The organism is Pseudomonas sp. PS1(2021), assembly GCF_020405165.1.
GTDB lineage: Bacteria > Pseudomonadota > Gammaproteobacteria > Pseudomonadales > Pseudomonadaceae > Pseudomonas > Pseudomonas aeruginosa.
On record NZ_CP084484.1, the window covers coordinates 1,912,533 to 1,928,282 of the forward strand.

Here is a 15,750-nt window from a genome sequence, read left to right on the forward strand (position 1 = left end):
GGCTCAGATCATGAGCCCTCTTCATATACCCTTGTTCCTGGCAAGGGTATCGAGGGAGTAGAACGGTCGCTGCATGCGGCCAGTCGACCATTCGCAACGAGGAAGCGTTCGCGTGAAATCCCATCTTCTCCGTCCGGCCCTGCGCCCCGTGGCGGGCAGCCTGCTGTCCGCCTCCCTGCTGTGCAACGCGGCGCACGCCGCCGAGGCGTTCTCGCCGAACTCGAAATGGATGCTCGGCGACTGGGGCGGCAAGCGCACCGAGCTGCTGGAGAAGGGCTACGACTTCAAGCTGGAGTACGTCGGCGAGGCGGCGGCCAACCTCGACGGCGGCTATGACGACGACAAGACCGGGCGTTACACCGACCAGTTCGCCCTGGGCGTGCACATGGACCTGGAGAAGATCCTCGGCTGGAAGGCCACCGAGTTCCAGTTCACCGTCACCGAGCGCAATGGCAAGAACCTTTCCAACGACCGCATCGGCGACCCGCGTGCCGGGCACATCAGCTCGGTGCAGGAGGTATGGGGCCGCGGGCAGACCTGGCGGCTGACCCAGCTGTGGCTCAAGCAGCAGTACTTCGACGGCGCGCTGGACGTGAAATTCGGCCGTTTCGGCGAGGGCGAGGACTTCAACAGCTTCCCCTGCGATTTCCAGAACCTGGCCTTCTGCGGCTCGCAGGTGGGCAACTGGGCGGGGAGCATCTGGTACAACTGGCCGGTCAGCCAGTGGGCGTTGCGGGTGAAGTACAACTTCGCGCCGGACTGGTACGTGCAGGTCGGCGCCTACGAGCAGAACCCGTCGAACCTGGAGACCGGCAACGGCTTCAAGATGAGCGGCAGCGGGACCAAGGGCGCGCTGCTGCCGGTGGAGCTGATCTGGCAGCCGAAGGTCGGCGCCGAGCAACTGCCGGGCGAGTACCGGCTGGGCTACTACTACAGCACGGCGAAGGCCGATGACGTCTACGACGACGTCGACGGCCAGCCGCAGGGGCTGACCGGCAACGACTTCAAGTCGCGCGGCAGCAAGCATGGCTGGTGGGTGGTGGCGCAGCAGCAGGTCACTTCGCACAACGGCGATGCCTCGCGCGGGTTGAGCCTGTTCGCCAACCTGACGGTCCACGACAAGGCGACCAACGTGGTGGACAACTACCAGCAGCTCGGGGTGGTCTACAAGGGGCCGTTCGACGCGCGGCCGAAGGACGACATCGGCCTGGGCATCGCGCGCATCCATGTCAACGACGATGTGAAGAAGCGCCAGCGCCTGGTGAACCAGGTGAACGGCATCGACGACTACGACAACCCGCTGTACCAGCCGCTGCAGGACACCGAGTACAACGCCGAGCTGTACTACGGGGTGCATGTGACCGACTGGCTGACGGTGCGGCCGAACCTGCAGTACATCAAGCAGCCGGGCGGGGTCGACGAGGTCGACAACGCGCTGGTGGCGGGGATCAAGATCCAGACGGTGTTCTAGGCTGTTGCTTCGGACAACCGCGATTCGGTCATGGCCAGCGGCCATTTCTTCAGCGCCGCCCAACGCGGCGCGGCGGGCTGAACAGCCCGGCGTGCAGAACGTAATAGGAGAGTAAGCAATGCCTGTCATCAACCCCGAAGGGAGTACCGGACGATGAGCGAAGGTAACCACAGTCGATCGCGCCTGCTGCCGAGCCTGCTCGGCCTGTTGATCCTGCTGTCCGGCCTGGCGCTGCTGGCCGGCGGCATCAAGCTGGCGAGCCTGGGCGGCTCGCTGTACTACCTGCTGGCCGGCATCGGCCTGGCCCTGAGCGGGCTGTTGCTGCTGCTGGGCAAGCGTGCGGCGCTAGGCCTGTACGCCCTGGTGCTGTTCGCCAGCACCGTCTGGGCGCTGTGGGAAGTCGGCCTGGACTGGTGGCAACTGGTGCCGCGCCTGGCCCTGTGGTTCGTCTTCGGCCTGCTGCTCTGGCTGCCCTGGTTCCGTCGTCCGCTGCTGGCCGAGGGGCCGGCGCCGCTGGGCACCGCGGCGCTGGGCGTGGCGGTGGTCCTGGCCGGCGCCGCCGCGGTGGGCAGCCAGTTCACCAATCCGGGGCAGATCGTCGGTCGCATCGACCGCGACAGCGGCATGACCAGCACCGCCCCGGCGATGCCGGACGGCGACTGGCAGGCCTACGGCCGCACCGAGTTCGGCGACCGCTACTCGCCGTTGAAGCAGATCACCCCGGCCAACGTCGGCCAGCTCGAGGAAGCCTGGCGCATCCGTACCGGCGACCTGCCGACCGCCGACGATCCGCTGGAACTGACCAACGAGAACACCCCGCTGAAGGTCAACGGCATGCTCTACGCCTGCACCGCGCACAGCAAGGTGCTGGCCCTCGACCCGGACACCGGCGCGGAAATCTGGCGCTTCGATCCGCAGATCCAGAGCCCGGTAGGCTTCAAGGGCTTCGCCCACATGACTTGCCGTGGCGTCTCCTACTACGACGAAGAGCAGTACGCCAGGAGCGACGTCGGCGCGCCGCCGGCCGCGCTCTCCGAGGCCGGCAAGGCGGTCGCCGCCAGTTGCCCGCGGCGCCTGTTCCTGCCCACCGCCGACGCCCGCCTGATCGCGATCAACGCCGACAACGGCAAGGTCTGCGAGGACTTCGGGGTCAAGGGCGCGGTCGACCTGACGGCCGGCATCGGTCCGTTCACCCCGGGCGGCTACTACTCCACCTCGCCGGCGGCGGTCACCCGCAACCTGGTGATCATCGGCGGCCACGTCACCGACAACGAGTCGACCAACGAGCCGTCCGGGGTGATCCGCGCCTTCGACGTGCACGACGGCAAGCTGGTGTGGAACTGGGACAGCGGCAACCCGGACGAGACCGAGCCCCTGGCCCCCGGCAAGTTCTATACCCGCAACTCGCCGAACATGTGGTCGCTGGCCAGCGTCGACGAGAAGCTCGGCCAGGTCTACCTGCCGCTCGGCAACCAGATGCCCGACCAGTGGGGCGGCAACCGCACCCCCGGTGCCGAGAAGTTCAGCGCCGGCCTGGTGGCCCTCGACCTGAACACCGGCAAGCTGCGCTGGAACTACCAGTTCACCCACCACGACCTGTGGGACATGGACGTCGGCAGCCAGCCGACCCTGCTCGACCTGAAGACCGCCGATGGCGTCAAGCCGGCGCTGATCGCGCCGACCAAGCAGGGCAGCCTGTACGTGCTGGACCGCCGCGACGGCACGCCGATCGTGCCGATCCGCGAAGTGCCGGCGCCGCAGGGCGCGGTGGAGGGCGACCATACCGCGCCGACCCAGGCGCGTTCCGACCTCAACCTGCTGCGCCCGCCGCTGACCGAGCGCGACATGTGGGGCAGCAGCCCGTTCGACCAGATGCTCTGCCGTATCCAGTTCCGCTCGCTGCGCTACGAGGGCCAGTACACCCCGCCGTCGGAGCAGGGCAGCCTGATCTATCCGGGCAACGTCGGGGTGTTCAACTGGGGCGGGGTGTCGGTCGACCCGGTGCGCCAGATCCTCTTCACCAGTCCCAACTACATGGCCTTCGTCTCGCAGATGGTGCCGCGCGACAAGGTGCCCAGCGGAAGCAAGCGCGAGGGCGAGACCAGCGGCGTGCAGCCGAACACCGGCGCGCCCTACGCGGTGATCATGCATCCGTTCATGTCGCCCATCGGCCTGCCGTGCCAGGCGCCGTCCTGGGGTGACGTGGCGGGTATCGACCTGACCACCGCCAAGGTCGTCTGGCAGCACAAGAACGGCACCAGCCGCGACAACACCCCGGTGCCGATCGGCCTCACCGTCGGCGTACCGAGCATGGGCGGCTCGATCACCACCGCCGGCGGCGTGGCCTTCCTCAGCGGCACGCTCGACCAGTACCTGCGCGCCTATGACGTGAAGGACGGCAAGCAGCTCTGGCAGGCGCGCCTGCCGGCCGGCGGCCAGGCCACGCCGATGAGCTACACCGGCAAGGACGGTCGCCAGTACGTGCTGATCGTCGCTGGCGGACACGGCTCCTTCGGCACCCGCATGGGCGACTACATCATCGCCTACGCCCTGCCCAGGCAATGACCCGCCCACCGGGAGCCCACAGCCGGCTCCCGGCCTTCCGGGCTTCGGCCCGGAAGGGGCTTTGCCAAGGGGAGGCGCGTTCCCGCCCTTGGCAAAGCCCCTTCGATACCTTGCGACCCGCGGAACCCTGCATGCCGTCCCGACCCCGTCCCAGCTTCGTCTCCCACCTGTTGCCCGGCTCCCTCGCGCTCTGCGGCCTGGCCATCGCCTGCGCCGCCCAGGGCGAGGAGCGACGCAGCCTCGAACCCATGGTGGTGACCGGCAGCTACAACCCCAGCGATACCTTCGACCTGCCGTTCTCGGTGGATAGCATCGAGCGCCGGCAGATCGCCGACGGCCAGCTCGGCATCAACCTCTCCGAAGTCCTGCCGCGGGTACCCGGCCTGGTGGTGCAGAACCGCCAGAACTACGCCCAGGACCTGCAAATCTCCTCGCGCGGCTACGGCGCCCGCTCGGCCTTCGGTATCCGCGGGCTGAAGCTGCTCGCCGACGGCATCCCGGCCAGCACGCCGGATGGCCAGGGCCAGGCCGCGACCCTCAACCTCGATGTCGCCGAGCGCATCGAGGTACTGCGCGGGCCGGCCTCGACGATCTACGGCAGCAACGCCGGCGGGGTGATCCAGATGTTCTCCCGCGACGGCCAGGGCGCCCCGCGGGTCGGCGCGGAAACCACCGTCGGCAGCGATGGCCTGAGCCGCAACCACCTGTACACGGAAGGCGAGGGCGACGGGGTCGGTTTCCTGGTGGATGCTTCGCGGATGGACACCGACGGCTACCGCGACCACAGCGCCGCGCGCCGCGACCAGACCTTCGCCAAGCTCAACTTCAGGCCCGACGCCGACAGCCGCCTGGCGCTGATCTACAGCAGCCTGGAGCAGAACGACACTGAAGATCCGCTGGGGCAGACCTGGGACGCCTACAAGCACGACCCGCGCTCCGTCACCGCCAACGCCGAGCTGTACGACACGCGCAAGAGCATCGACCACCAGCAGGCCGGGATGAACTACGAGCGCTACTTCGGCGAGGCGACCTTGCAGGTCAACGCCTACGTGGGCAAGCGCAGTGTCGTGCAGTACCTGTCGATCCCCAGGGGGGTAGCCTCCAACAGTCAGCGTGGCGGCGGCGTGGTGGACTTCGACCGCGACTTCCACGGTGGCACCGTGCGCTGGCTGCAACCGGTACGCCAGGCGCCGGGCGAGCTGAACCTGACCGTCGGCCTCGACTACGACCAGAGCCGCGACGACCGTCGCGGCTACCAGAACTTCAACGGCGACCAACTCGGCGTGAAGGGCGAGTTGCGTCGCGACGAGGTGGACACCGCCACCAGCCTCGATCCCTACCTGCAGGCGAGCTGGGCCATCGACGCCTGGACCCTGCAGGCCGGGGTGCGCCACAGCACCATGAAGATGGAGGTCGACGACCGCTACCTGAGCAACGGCGATGCCAGCGGCTCGCGGCGCTACCGGAAGAACACCCCGTCGTTCTCGGTGATGTACGCCTTCACCCCCGACCTGCACGGCTACCTCAGCGCCGGCAAGGGCTTCGAGACCCCGACCCAGGCGGAGATGGCCTATGCGCCGGTGGCGGCGAACGCGCCGGACGTCTTCAACTTCGGCCTCAAGCCGGCCACCAGCAGCCAGTACGAAGCCGGGCTGAAGGCGCGCCTGTGGGGCAATACGCGGGTCAACGCGGCGATCTTCCAGATCCGCACCGAGGACGAGATCGTCGTCGCCAGCTCCCTCGGCGGTCGCACCAGCTACCAGAACGCCGGCAAGACCCTGCGCCGCGGCTTCGAACTGGGCCTGGAGAGCGAACTGAGCGAGCACTGGAACGCCAACCTGGCCTATACCCGGCTATCCGCCACCTACGATTCGGATTTCGAGGCCGGCGGCAAGACCATCGGCAAGGGCAAGCACCTGCCGGGCGTGCCGGAAAGCAGCCTGTTCGGCGAACTGGTATGGAAGCCCGCGGAGGGCATCAGCATGGGCTGGGAAGGCATGTACCGCAGCCAGGTCTACGTCGAGGACAGCAACAGCGAAAAGGCCGCGCCGAGCTATGCGGTATTCAACTGGCGCACCCGCTTCGAACAGCGCCTGGGGGCCTGGACCTTCCACCAGCTGGTGCGCCTGGACAACCTGTTCGACCGCCAGTACGTCGGCTCGGTCATCGTCGGCGACGGCAACCGGCGTTACTACGAAGCGGCCCCCGGGCTGTCCTGGTACGCGGGAGCCGGGGTCGAATACCAGTTCTGAAGTGCCGGGCGCGCTTGTTCGAGCTACCCGGCCAGCCCTTGTCAGCGTCGTCAATTCCGATTACTGTATGAATGTACAGTAATCGGAAATCGCCTGCCTGCGCGACAAGGAGTACCGATCATGAGCCACAACCTTGCCGAACTGCCGCTGTCCCGACGCCGCGCCCTGGAGCGCGAGAAACAGGCCTGCCTGCGCCTCCACCTGTCCCGCAATCGTGCCAGCGAACGCCTGGAGCGCGCCGTGCGCGACGAAGTCGAGCGCCTGCTGGGTGCCCGCGAACGCCAGGGGGCCGGCTGGCCGGAGTGGGTCAGCGCGGAACTCTGCGTGGCGGACGACCCGCTCTTCGTGCGCAAGGTGGTGGCGCGCCTGAAAGCCGCGGTGGACTGGCAGCGCCAGCGCGCAGCCTGAGCGTTGCTCGCTTCAGGCCCCGCTGCCGTCGCTCCCGGGCGCGCGATGATGTTGCAGGGCGCGCTGGCGATGGCCGGCGAGGATGTACCGGTAGATCAGTCGTGCGAGTGGCTCCAGTTCCATTTTCTGGCCGTCCAGCGCGGCGCCGCAGAGTGCCAGCTTGACCCGCTTGCCGCCGGCCACCGCACGGGCTTCGGGGCGGGCGAAAGCCCGCGGGTCGAAACGGGCATGGCTGTCGAAGCGCGGTGCCGTGCAATCGAAGGTGGTCGCGAAGGTGAGTTCCAACCAGCGCCCGCGCTCGATCTCCAGCGACTGGAAGGTGTACATCGGCACCTGCGGCGCGTTGGCGAAGGCGATGCTCTCCGGGGTCAGGGTGAGCGCGACCTGGCCGTGGCGCCGGTAGAGGAACACGCCCGCCAGGCAGGCGTACAGGCCGCCGCCCAGCAGCAGCGCGGCTGGCAGCCAGAACAGCCATTGGCCACTGGCCAGACGCCAGGCGTGGGGCAGCGAAGCGAGCCAGAGACCGGTGGCGCCAGCCACCAGGCCAGCGAGCAGGGCGACGCAGGCGGTGCCCCGCGAGACCTCGCGGATCTCGCAGCGGGCTTCCAGCGGCGGCAGTTCGTCGAGGGTTTCGTCAGTTTCTTGCATGGGGGTTCTCACAGGTCTTGCCGAGCAGGTCGGCGCTGAGCGCTCGGCTCAACGCCAGGGGGGCGCCGAACCAGACGCTCAGCGCCTGGCTCGGCGGTCGTGTCGGAACGGCCCGGCCAGCGGTCCCGGCCCAGGTGCGTTCGAAGCCCTCTCCCAGCGCCGTACAGCGCAGGCCCAGCGGAGGGTGGGTATCCTGCGGATGGACCTGGAGTCCCTCCGCCCCGGGGTCCGGTGCTTCCAGGCCGGACTGGCCCAGGTAGACGTGGATGGCGTCCACCAGGTTGTCCGGCGCGTGCGCCGGAGCGAGCAGGCAGTGTTCGAGGAACGCCCGTATCGGCGCGCCGGCCGCTGCGCTGCGCAGCAGGGCCGAGGCCATCGCCGGCGCACCGGCCAGTTGCGCGGCGCGGCGGTCGGCGGCGAATTCGCGCAGGCGGCTCCAGTGGTTCACGGCGAGGGCGAAACGTTCGAGGAAGTACCCGGCCAGCAGTCGCGCCGGTTCCAGTGCCGCACGTTCGAAGACGTTGGCTTCCTGCTCCTCGATGGCGGCCAGTTGGCTCGCGGCGCCCTGGTAGATCGGCAGGAAGCGCAGGCTGTAATGAGCGTCGCGGCCGGCGAAGTGGGCCAGTTCGTGAGCGATCACGGCACTCAGTTCGGCGCGGTCCAGCAGGCCCAGCAACGGTAGCGAGAGGTATAGGCTGCGTCCTTCCAGATGCTCGCCGGAAGGTTGCAGGCAGACGCGGTTGGCGGTCACGTAGAAGCCGTCGCAGAGACCTACCAACAGGTGCTGCGGGGCTGGCGTGTCGAGGCGCGCCGCCAGCTCGCGCAGTAGCGTCCAGAGTTCCGGTGCATCCTCTTCGCCCAGCCGGCGGCCGATGACATCCAGGGCCGGCGCCGGGCGCAGTCGCAAGCGGCTGATCTTCGCCAGCATTTGCCACGCCGACGCCAGCAGGCCGAGAAGGATCAGCGCCACGCTCAGCTGGGTGCGTCCTTCGCTGACCGGAACCTGGCCGACCCGCCACAGCCCGAGGATCTCGAACGTTCCGGCACAGACCAGGGCCAGGGCGAGCAGGCCGATCTGGGCGAGGAGCAGGCAGGGCAGCAGGCGCCGGCCCAGCTCGAACCACAGGAGCAGGCAGCGACGCGAGCGCAGTGCGCTGCGTGCGGCGCCGGCGATGCCGGCCAGGGAGACGGCTCCCAGTACGGCGACCAGCGCCGCCAGGCAGGCTCCGCTATCGGCGAGGACGGCGGCGAAGCGATTCAGGCGCTGTGCGCTTCGCGTGTCGGCGAGTTGCTCGTCGAGCCGCGCCAGGGCCAGGTCGCGCACATAGGCCCGGCCGTCCACCCGGACGCTGGCCCTCGGCGGCAGCGCCCGCGCTTCGGCGAGCGCGCGCTCGACCCGCTGCTGCGCGGCGCCCAGTCGCTCGGCCTGCTGCTCGGCGCGCCAGGACTGCCAGGCGCCGAGCCCCGCCAGCAGCGCTGGAGCCAGCACCAGGCAAAGCAGCAGCCTTCGCGGATGGACCGTGCCCTTCACTCAGCCCTGGCTGCGCAGTTGTTGCAGGTAGCGCTGGGCGTGGGCGGCCTGGATGTAGGCGTCGAGGATCGCCGCCATGTCGTCGCAGTCCAGCTTCTTGCCGTCGCTCTGCAGGCCGGCCGACATGATGGTGATGCGCGGGTCCTTGCCTTTGAAGGCCATGGCCTGGGAGGCGAACACCTGGCGTACGGCGCGATGGGTCGGCAGGGGCGTTTCGGGCCGCAGGTGGAGGGTCTGGGTGGTTTGCAGCATGTCGGCCTTGACGCTGAAATCGATGACGTCGGCCAGCTCGACCGGAGCCGACAGGCTGTCGGCCCAGAGCTGGGTACGGGTCAGGCGCATGAAGGGGGTCTTGCCGGAGTTGCGATGCTGGTAGCCGAGGAACAGCCCGAACAGGCCGAGCAGCAAGCCGACGACGCCGACCCCCGGCTTGCCCTGGGTGAACCACATGCCGCTCATGATGAAGGGCACGATGCTCAGCAGCGGACCCAGCACCACGTACTTGCGGGTATTGGTGAACTCGGTGGCCGGCGGCACGTTGGCGATCACCCGCTCCAGATGGGCGATGACCTCGGCGGTCTTCTCCTGGTTCAGTTCTTCGTGTTCGGCGCCGAGGGTTTCGGCGAGGTTGGAGACGAGGTCCCGGGGTTCCTGGTTGCTCATGGAAATATCCTTGGAGTTGGGAGTGAAGAGGAAACACTGGGCGGGATCTCGCCCAGTTGGCGGAGCCGGGCCTGGGCGCGGGCGATGTCCAGGTAGAGGTCGATGACCTCCGCGGCTTCCAGTAGCGACAGGTTGCGACCGTTGAGGCGCCAGCCGGGGGACAGCAGGCGAACCTGTGGGCCGTCCCGGCATTCGCTGACGGCACGCGCGGCGAACGGATCGAGTGGGCGCGTGGATGGCGCCGGTAGCGCCTTGCCGTGCAGTTCGAGGACTATCGCGGAGAACCAGACCCCGTCCTCCAGGCGCAGGTCGGCGACCTCCAGCAGGTCCAGCGGCGCCGACAGGCTGCGGGCGCGCAGGCGCCCCTGGCCGAGGACGAGGAACGGCGCGTTCCTGGCGTTGCGCTGCAGGCAGGCCAGGCACATGAGGAGGGCGGCCGCCGCCAGCAGGCACAGCGCCGCCGCCTCATGCCCGGGTCCGGGGTGGTCGCGCAAGGTCCAGGCGCCGCCGAGCAGCAGCAGACCGAGCAGGGCGGACAGCGGCGCCGCGCCACGGGCGGCGCCGATGCTTATCCGGTTGGGAACGCTGGCGACGAAGCGCCGCAACCGCGTGGCTTCGTCGTCCCTTGCCCCGGCGGGGCAGGGTGCTTGCGCGCCCGGCGGGATCATCGGCTTTCCCCGTGGCCTGCATCGAGCAGGCGGTTGAGCCACTGCGTGTCGTCGGCGCTGACGATGCGCCTTGCCTGCCGCAGCAGATCGTCGTCGAGCGCCAGGGAAAGGTCCGCGATCCGCTGGTAGGTCGGCGGGTGGCTGTCGAAGGGGTGTTCCAGGCGGCGCGCGCTGTCCTGTTCGTCCAGTTCCAGGGAGTGCCCGCGCAGATGGTCGGTCAGCGCATGCACCAGGTTGCGCGTCTGCGGGCTGGCCAGCAGGCGTTCGATCAGTCCTGCAAGGGCGCAGGTGCGTAGCAGCGCGATGGCGAAGACCCGCGCGCCGGCTACCCGCGCCCCGACCTTGTCGGCGGCCAGTTCCTGGCGGCGATTCCAGTGCAGGTAGGCGCGCTCGAAGCGATCGAGGAAGTACAGCGCGGCCCACAGGCCCGGCTTGCCGAGCAGGCCGACACGCCCATCCTCGGGTGCGGCGATGCGTTCGATGCGCAGGCGCACCTGCCGCTGCAGGAGCGACAGGGAGGCGCCGTGGGCGGTGTCGCCGGCGGCGAAGTGGCCCAGTTCGTGGCCGATGATCGCGGCGCTTTCGGCCTCGCTCATGACCGTGGCGTAGGTCAGCGGGATGTACAGGGTACGCCCCTCCAGCGGAATGCCGCGGGGGGCCAGCAGGATCTTGGCCTGGGTGACGAAGTAGCAGTGCTCGATGCCGGTGACGACATGGTCCGGCAGCGGCGCTCCGGCGCGGTCGGCGATCTGTCCCAGCCATTGCCAGAGGCCGGGCGCGGCGACCCGGTCGAGTTCGCGGCCGAGCAGGTGGAGCACCGGTTCCTCCAGCGGCAGCAGTTCGCCGCGCAGGCGCCGCAGCATGAGCAGGCCGCCGAGGAACAGCAGCCACAGCGGCAGCGAGAAGAGCAGGGCGACGAAACCGTGACTGTGCCAGTGGCTGTAGCTCCACAGCGCTTCGTAGAGCAACTGGCTGGCCAGGGCGGCGACCAGCAGGCCGGCGTGCAACGGGACCAGTCGACCGAGGCGCCGCCAGGCCGGCGCGAGGTGGCCGAGCAGGTAGGCTTGCGAGCGCATCGAGCGGCGCCCGTCGTATTCCAGTTTCGCCAGCAAGGCGGCCGCAACCAGTGCCGACGCCAGCGCGCAGAGCTTGCCGAAAGCGGCCAGCCAGCCACGCAGGGCCAGCCAAGGATGGTCGCGGCGGATGGCCTCGGCGTCTTCGGCGAACTGGTGAAGATGACCTTCGACGCCATAGGCCGGACGGAACAGGTGACGGGGAATGGCGCCGGCGGCGTCCGGGTCGTTGCGCACCGAGGCGCTCCAGTCGCGCATGAACTGTTCGTCGCGCAGGGTCGAGTCGACCCGGAAGGCCTGCACGGCGGACCAGGCGTAGAGCGCCAGGGGAATCAGGAAGAGGAATGCGAGCAGCCTTACCCGCAGCGTATCGTGGCTCATCCGCGTTTATTTCTGCTCGAGGTAGTCGGTCAGGAACGCCTGGGGCTCGCCTGCGGACGACAACGACTCGCTATAGGCGACCTGCCGCGTCTGCTGTTCGCCGGGCAGGTAGAGTTCGCCCCAGCCGTCGCGCACGATCAGGATCACGTACTTGCTGCCGTTCAGTTCGGTGGAGTAGCGACTGTCCCTGGCGCTCTTTTCCACCTTTACCTTGTGGATCAGGCGGTCCCAGTCGTGGTCCAGACCTTCGACCTGCAACAGCGCTTCGCCGGCCGCCGCTTCGCCGATACGCAGGGTCCAGACCTTGAGCCCCTGCTGGCCCTGGTAGGCCACCACCTTGTCGGCGACTGGCGGCCGCGCCTGTTCGGCCTGCGCCGTGCAGGATCCCCAGGCCAGCGCGCCCATCAGCAGCGCCGCAGTCCACTTTGCTATCATTCTCGCCCCCTTTGGCAACGCGATGTAAAAGGGGCGCATCTATTAATACAGGCTCGGACCATGAACAACCGAGGCGGCCGCCGCTCACAGGAAAAGCGTCGTCGCCCACAGGTTCGGTTCGATCAGCGCACGGAACCATCCTGGAAAGCCGCTGCCTGAACCGGTTCAGATGGTTGCGTCCCACCGATACCTACGCCATGGAAAGCTGGAATCCCTACCACGACACGGAGCTTTATTTCGACGCTCCTTCGCCCCTGTGCCAGTCGCAGATCCTCGACGCGCGCGAAATGCTCGGCAGCGCCACCGGTCACTACCAGGCGCGGACGGTGCGCCCGTCGATGCAGTATTTCGATTGCGACCTGAGCTTCACCGAGCCGCTGCGAACCCACAAGGTGCTGCCGGAAGGCCTGTGCATCGTGCAGATGTTCGACGGCCAGTGGCGGCACAGCGTCGACGGCGGCGAGCCTTATCTCTACAACCTGGGTGGTCCTTCGGTGCTCGGCACCGGCGAGCCGATGGAGGCCTTCGACATCCTGCCGGCGGGCAGCCGCGTGCGCCTGGGCGGGCTGCGGATCGCCGCCAGCTACCTGGAGGAAGAACTGGAAACCGGCGACGGCGCCCTGCGGCCGCTGGCGCGGCTGAAGGGCGACGGCGCGAGCTTCACCCAGTTGTCCCGTTGCGGCGCCATCAGCGCCCTGTTCGAGCGCCTCTACCAGAATCCATACCGCGGCGCCCTCGGACGCCTGCACGAAGAGAGCCTGACCTTGGGCCTGCTGGTGGAGCTGGCCGCCTACCTGGGCGGCGCGGACCTTCGTCGCGCGCGCACCCCACGCGCCCAGCGCGACCTGGCCCACGAAGCGCGCCGCCTGCTGGAGGCGAACCTCGGTGAGCCGCCTGCCAGCCTCGAACTGGCGCGCCAACTGGGGGTCGGCGAAACCACCTTGCGGCGGATTTTCAAGAACGAGTTCGGTCGCTCGATGTTGCAGTACGTCCGCGACCGGCGTCTCGAGATCGGCCGGCAGATGATCCGCGAGGGTCGCTGGCAGATCGCGCAGATCGCCTATCGCCTGGGCTACTCCAGTCCGGAAAACTTCACCCATGCCTACCGCGCGCGCTTCGGCCATCCGCCGGGGCGCGAGTGAGGCGGACGCGGCTCAGAGCGAACGCTGGTCGACCCGCGCGGCAAGCTGCGCGGCGCTTTCCTTGCGCTCCGAATAGCGGTCCACCAGGAACTCCGTGCGTTCGCGCAGGAGCAGGGTGAACTTGAACAACTCCTCCATCACGTCGACCACCCGGTCGTAGTAGGGCGATGGCTTCATCCGGCCCGCTTCGTCGAACTCCAGGTAGGCCTTGGGAACCGAGGACTGGTTGGGGATGGTGAACATGCGCATCCAGCGACCCAGCACGCGCAACTGGTTGACCACGTTGAACGACTGCGAGCCGCCGCAGACCTGCATCAGCGCCAGGGTCTTGCCCTGGGTCGGACGCACCGCCCCGAGCGCCAGGGGAATCCAGTCGATCTGCGCCTTGAATACCGCGGACAGCGCACCGTGGCGTTCGGGCGAGCACCAGACCTGGCCTTCCGACCACAGCACCAGGTCGCGCAACTCGCGGATCTTGCGATGCTCCAGCGGTGCATCGTCGGGCAATGGCAGCCCGGAAGGGTCGAAAATCCGCGTTTCGGCGCCGAAGCGCTCGAGCAGGCGTGCGGCCTCCAGCACCAGCAGGCGGCTGAAGGAGCGCTCGCGGGTCGAGCCGTAGAGCAGGAGGATGCGCGGCCTGTGCCCGGAGACGGGGGGCAGGTCGCCGAGCAGTGCGGGATCGAGGTTGGGTAGTCGTTCGGGCATGTTGCCTCCGGTCAGAGCGAGCCGATGCGCTCCAGCTCGCGCTTGAGCTGGTCGCGATCCAGGGTGGCGAAGGGCAGGCCGAGGAAGGCCCGGCAACGCTGTTCGATGCGTGCCAGGGTGGCGCGGAACGCCGCATCCCGCAGGGCTTCGTCGCCATCCAGGGCGGAGGGATCGGCCAGGCCCCAATGGGCCTTCAGCGCTGCGCCGAGATACAGCGGGCAGGCTTCCCCCGCGGCGGCGTCGCAAACGGTGATGACGATGTCCGGCGGTGCGCCTTCGAAGGCTTCGCTGCCCTTGCTGTACAGGCCGTGGGTGGCGATGCCGGCCTGTTCGAGGGTCGCCAGGCTGCGCGGATGCACCCGCCCGCTGGGCTGGCTGCCGGCGCTGCATGCCTCGAAACCCGGCGGGGCCAGGTGGTTGAACATGGCTTCGGAAAGAATGCTGCGGCAACTGTTGGCCGTGCACATGAACAGGACTCGCATGGGATGCTCCTGCCGCCGTCGCCGGCGGCCGTCAGATGGCCAGGCGCAGGGCCAGGGCCGAAAGGGTCGCCAGCAGGACCGGCAGGGTCAGCAGGGCGCCGACCCTGAAGTAGTAGCCCCAGGTGATGCGCATGCCTTTGCGCGCCAGCACATGCAGCCAGAGGAGCGTCGCCAGGCTGCCGATAGGGGTGATCTTCGGCCCCAGGTCGCAGCCGATGACGTTGGCGTAGATCATCGCTTCGCGCACCGCGCCGGCGGTGTCGCTGGCCTGGATCGACAGGGCGCCGAGCAGCACGCTGGGCATGTTGTTCATTACCGACGAGAGGGCGGCGGAAAGCAGTCCGGTACCCAGCGCGGCCGCCCATACGCCGTGCTCGGCCAGGCGGTTCAGGAGCTGCGCCAGGAGGTCGGTGAGACCGGCGTTCTTCAGGCCGTAGACCACCAGGTACATGCCCAGCGAGAAGACCACGATCTGCCAGGGCGCTTCGCGCAGCACCCGCCGGGTCGAGATCACCCGTCCGCGCCCGGCCACCGCCAGCAGCAGCGCCGCGCAGGCCGCGGCCACCGCGCTGACGGGGACGCCCAGCGGCTCCAGGGCGAACAGCCCGGCGAGCAGGACCAGCAGCATCCAGCCGCCGACGACGAAGGTCGCGCGGTCGCGGATCGCCGCCCGCGGCGGCTTCAATTGCTCCAGCGCATAGACCGGCGGCAGGTCGCGGCGGAAATAGAGGAACAGCACCAGCAGGGAGGTCGCGACGCTCACCAGGTTTACCGGCAGCATGACCGCGGCGTACTCGCCGAAGCCGAGCCCGAAGTAGTCGGCCGAGACGATGTTCACCAGGTTCGAGACCACCAGCGGCAGGCTGGCGCTGTCGGCGATGAAGCCCGCCGCCATGACGAAGGCCAGGGTCGCCGCCGGGCTGAAGCGCAGGGCCAGCAGCATCGACATCACGATGGGCGTGAGGATCAGCGCCGCGCCGTCGTTGGCGAACAGCGCCGAGACCGCCGCGCCGAGCAGCACGCAGAAGGCGAACAGGCGCCGGCCGTCGCCGCCAGCCCAGCGCGCGACGTGCAGCGCGGCCCATTCGAAGAAGCCGGCCTCGTCCAGCAACAGGCTGATGACGATCACCGCGATGAAGGTGGCGGTGGCATTCCAGACGATGTTCCAGACGGTCGGGATGTCGCCCGGCGCGACGCTGCCCAGCGCCAGAGCGAGCAGGGCGCCGATGCTGGCGCTCCAGCCGATGCCGAGGCCCCTGGGCTGCCAGATGACCAGGACCAGGGTGAACAGGAAGATGGCGAAGGCGATCAGCATGGGGCGGCTCG

General features: G+C 68.7%; 14 protein-coding genes. 5 read left to right on the forward strand and 9 right to left on the reverse strand.

Going from position 1 to position 15,750, the window contains the following annotated elements; all coding sequences use genetic code 11:
* The first annotated feature begins 73 nt into the window (after positions 1 to 73).
* The 4 genes from oprB to LE197_RS08925 all read left to right on the forward strand — a co-directional run bounded on the left by oprB (position 74) and on the right by LE197_RS08925 (position 6,696).
* Positions 74 to 1,471 carry a carbohydrate porin OprB gene (gene oprB, locus LE197_RS08910; protein ID WP_152934953.1) on the forward strand — a complete coding sequence of 466 codons (1,398 nt, stop codon included), beginning with the start codon at positions 74 to 76 and terminating at the stop codon, positions 1,469 to 1,471.
* 153 nt (positions 1,472 to 1,624) lie between these two features.
* The gene (locus LE197_RS08915) at positions 1,625 to 4,036 is read left to right on the forward strand and encodes a glucose/quinate/shikimate family membrane-bound PQQ-dependent dehydrogenase (RefSeq protein WP_003131774.1); all 2,412 of its coding nucleotides are present in this window, start codon (positions 1,625 to 1,627) and stop codon (positions 4,034 to 4,036) included.
* A 131-nt stretch (positions 4,037 to 4,167) separates the two neighbouring features.
* The gene (locus LE197_RS08920; RefSeq protein ID WP_023108187.1) at positions 4,168 to 6,288 is read left to right on the forward strand and encodes a TonB-dependent receptor family protein; all 2,121 of its coding nucleotides are present in this window, start codon (positions 4,168 to 4,170) and stop codon (positions 6,286 to 6,288) included.
* Positions 6,289 to 6,408: 120 nt separating this feature from the next.
* Entirely contained in the window at positions 6,409 to 6,696 is a 288-nt protein-coding gene (locus LE197_RS08925; protein ID WP_003089338.1) for a hypothetical protein, read from the forward strand.
* Between the two features lie 12 nt (positions 6,697 to 6,708).
* Here LE197_RS08925 and LE197_RS08930 read toward each other — a convergent pair whose 3' ends face one another.
* From LE197_RS08930 to LE197_RS08955, 6 genes are read right to left on the reverse strand one after another with little or no spacing between them, the layout of a single operon-like run.
* On the reverse strand, positions 6,709 to 7,344 hold the full coding sequence (locus LE197_RS08930; RefSeq protein ID WP_031692967.1) for a hypothetical protein: 636 nt from the start codon (positions 7,342 to 7,344) through the stop codon (positions 6,709 to 6,711).
* Positions 7,331 to 8,875, reverse strand: a complete 1,545-nt coding sequence (locus tag LE197_RS08935; protein ID WP_031692969.1) for a M48 family metalloprotease — start codon at positions 8,873 to 8,875, stop codon at positions 7,331 to 7,333. The genes LE197_RS08930 and LE197_RS08935 overlap by 14 nt, the downstream gene beginning before the upstream one ends.
* Positions 8,876 to 9,538, reverse strand: coding sequence for a hypothetical protein (locus LE197_RS08940; protein WP_004349794.1), 663 nt, complete (start codon positions 9,536 to 9,538; stop codon positions 8,876 to 8,878).
* Positions 9,535 to 10,206 (reverse strand): hypothetical protein, encoded by a 672-nt coding sequence (locus LE197_RS08945; RefSeq protein ID WP_023125953.1) that lies wholly within the window; start codon positions 10,204 to 10,206, stop codon positions 9,535 to 9,537. Before LE197_RS08945 ends, LE197_RS08940 begins: the two co-directional genes overlap by 4 nt.
* Positions 10,203 to 11,660 carry a M48 family metalloprotease gene (locus LE197_RS08950; protein WP_031692971.1) on the reverse strand — a complete coding sequence of 486 codons (1,458 nt, stop codon included), beginning with the start codon at positions 11,658 to 11,660 and terminating at the stop codon, positions 10,203 to 10,205. Before LE197_RS08950 ends, LE197_RS08945 begins: the two co-directional genes overlap by 4 nt.
* 6 nt (positions 11,661 to 11,666) lie before the next feature.
* Positions 11,667 to 12,095: a hypothetical protein gene (locus tag LE197_RS08955; RefSeq protein WP_003139423.1), complete on the reverse strand. Its 429-nt coding sequence runs from the start codon at positions 12,093 to 12,095 to the stop codon at positions 11,667 to 11,669.
* Between the two features lie 287 nt (positions 12,096 to 12,382).
* Here LE197_RS08955 and LE197_RS08960 point away from each other — a divergent pair, with 287 nt between their 5' ends.
* Complete coding sequence (locus LE197_RS08960; protein ID WP_078451580.1) at positions 12,383 to 13,237, forward strand: helix-turn-helix transcriptional regulator; 855 nt, start codon at positions 12,383 to 12,385, stop codon at positions 13,235 to 13,237.
* A gap of 12 nt (positions 13,238 to 13,249) precedes the next feature.
* Here the strand turns inward: LE197_RS08960 and arsH are convergent, their stop codons facing one another.
* From arsH to LE197_RS08975, 3 genes are read right to left on the reverse strand one after another with little or no spacing between them, the layout of a single operon-like run.
* A complete protein-coding gene (arsH, locus tag LE197_RS08965) occupies positions 13,250 to 13,942 on the reverse strand; it encodes an arsenical resistance protein ArsH (RefSeq protein ID WP_031692973.1) in 693 nt (230 codons plus the stop codon).
* A gap of 11 nt (positions 13,943 to 13,953) precedes the next feature.
* Positions 13,954 to 14,424, reverse strand: coding sequence for an arsenate reductase ArsC (locus LE197_RS08970; protein WP_009315803.1), 471 nt, complete (start codon positions 14,422 to 14,424; stop codon positions 13,954 to 13,956).
* Between the two features lie 31 nt (positions 14,425 to 14,455).
* Complete coding sequence (locus tag LE197_RS08975) at positions 14,456 to 15,739, reverse strand: arsenic transporter (protein WP_003122742.1); 1,284 nt, start codon at positions 15,737 to 15,739, stop codon at positions 14,456 to 14,458.
* Positions 15,740 to 15,750 lie beyond the last annotated feature (11 nt).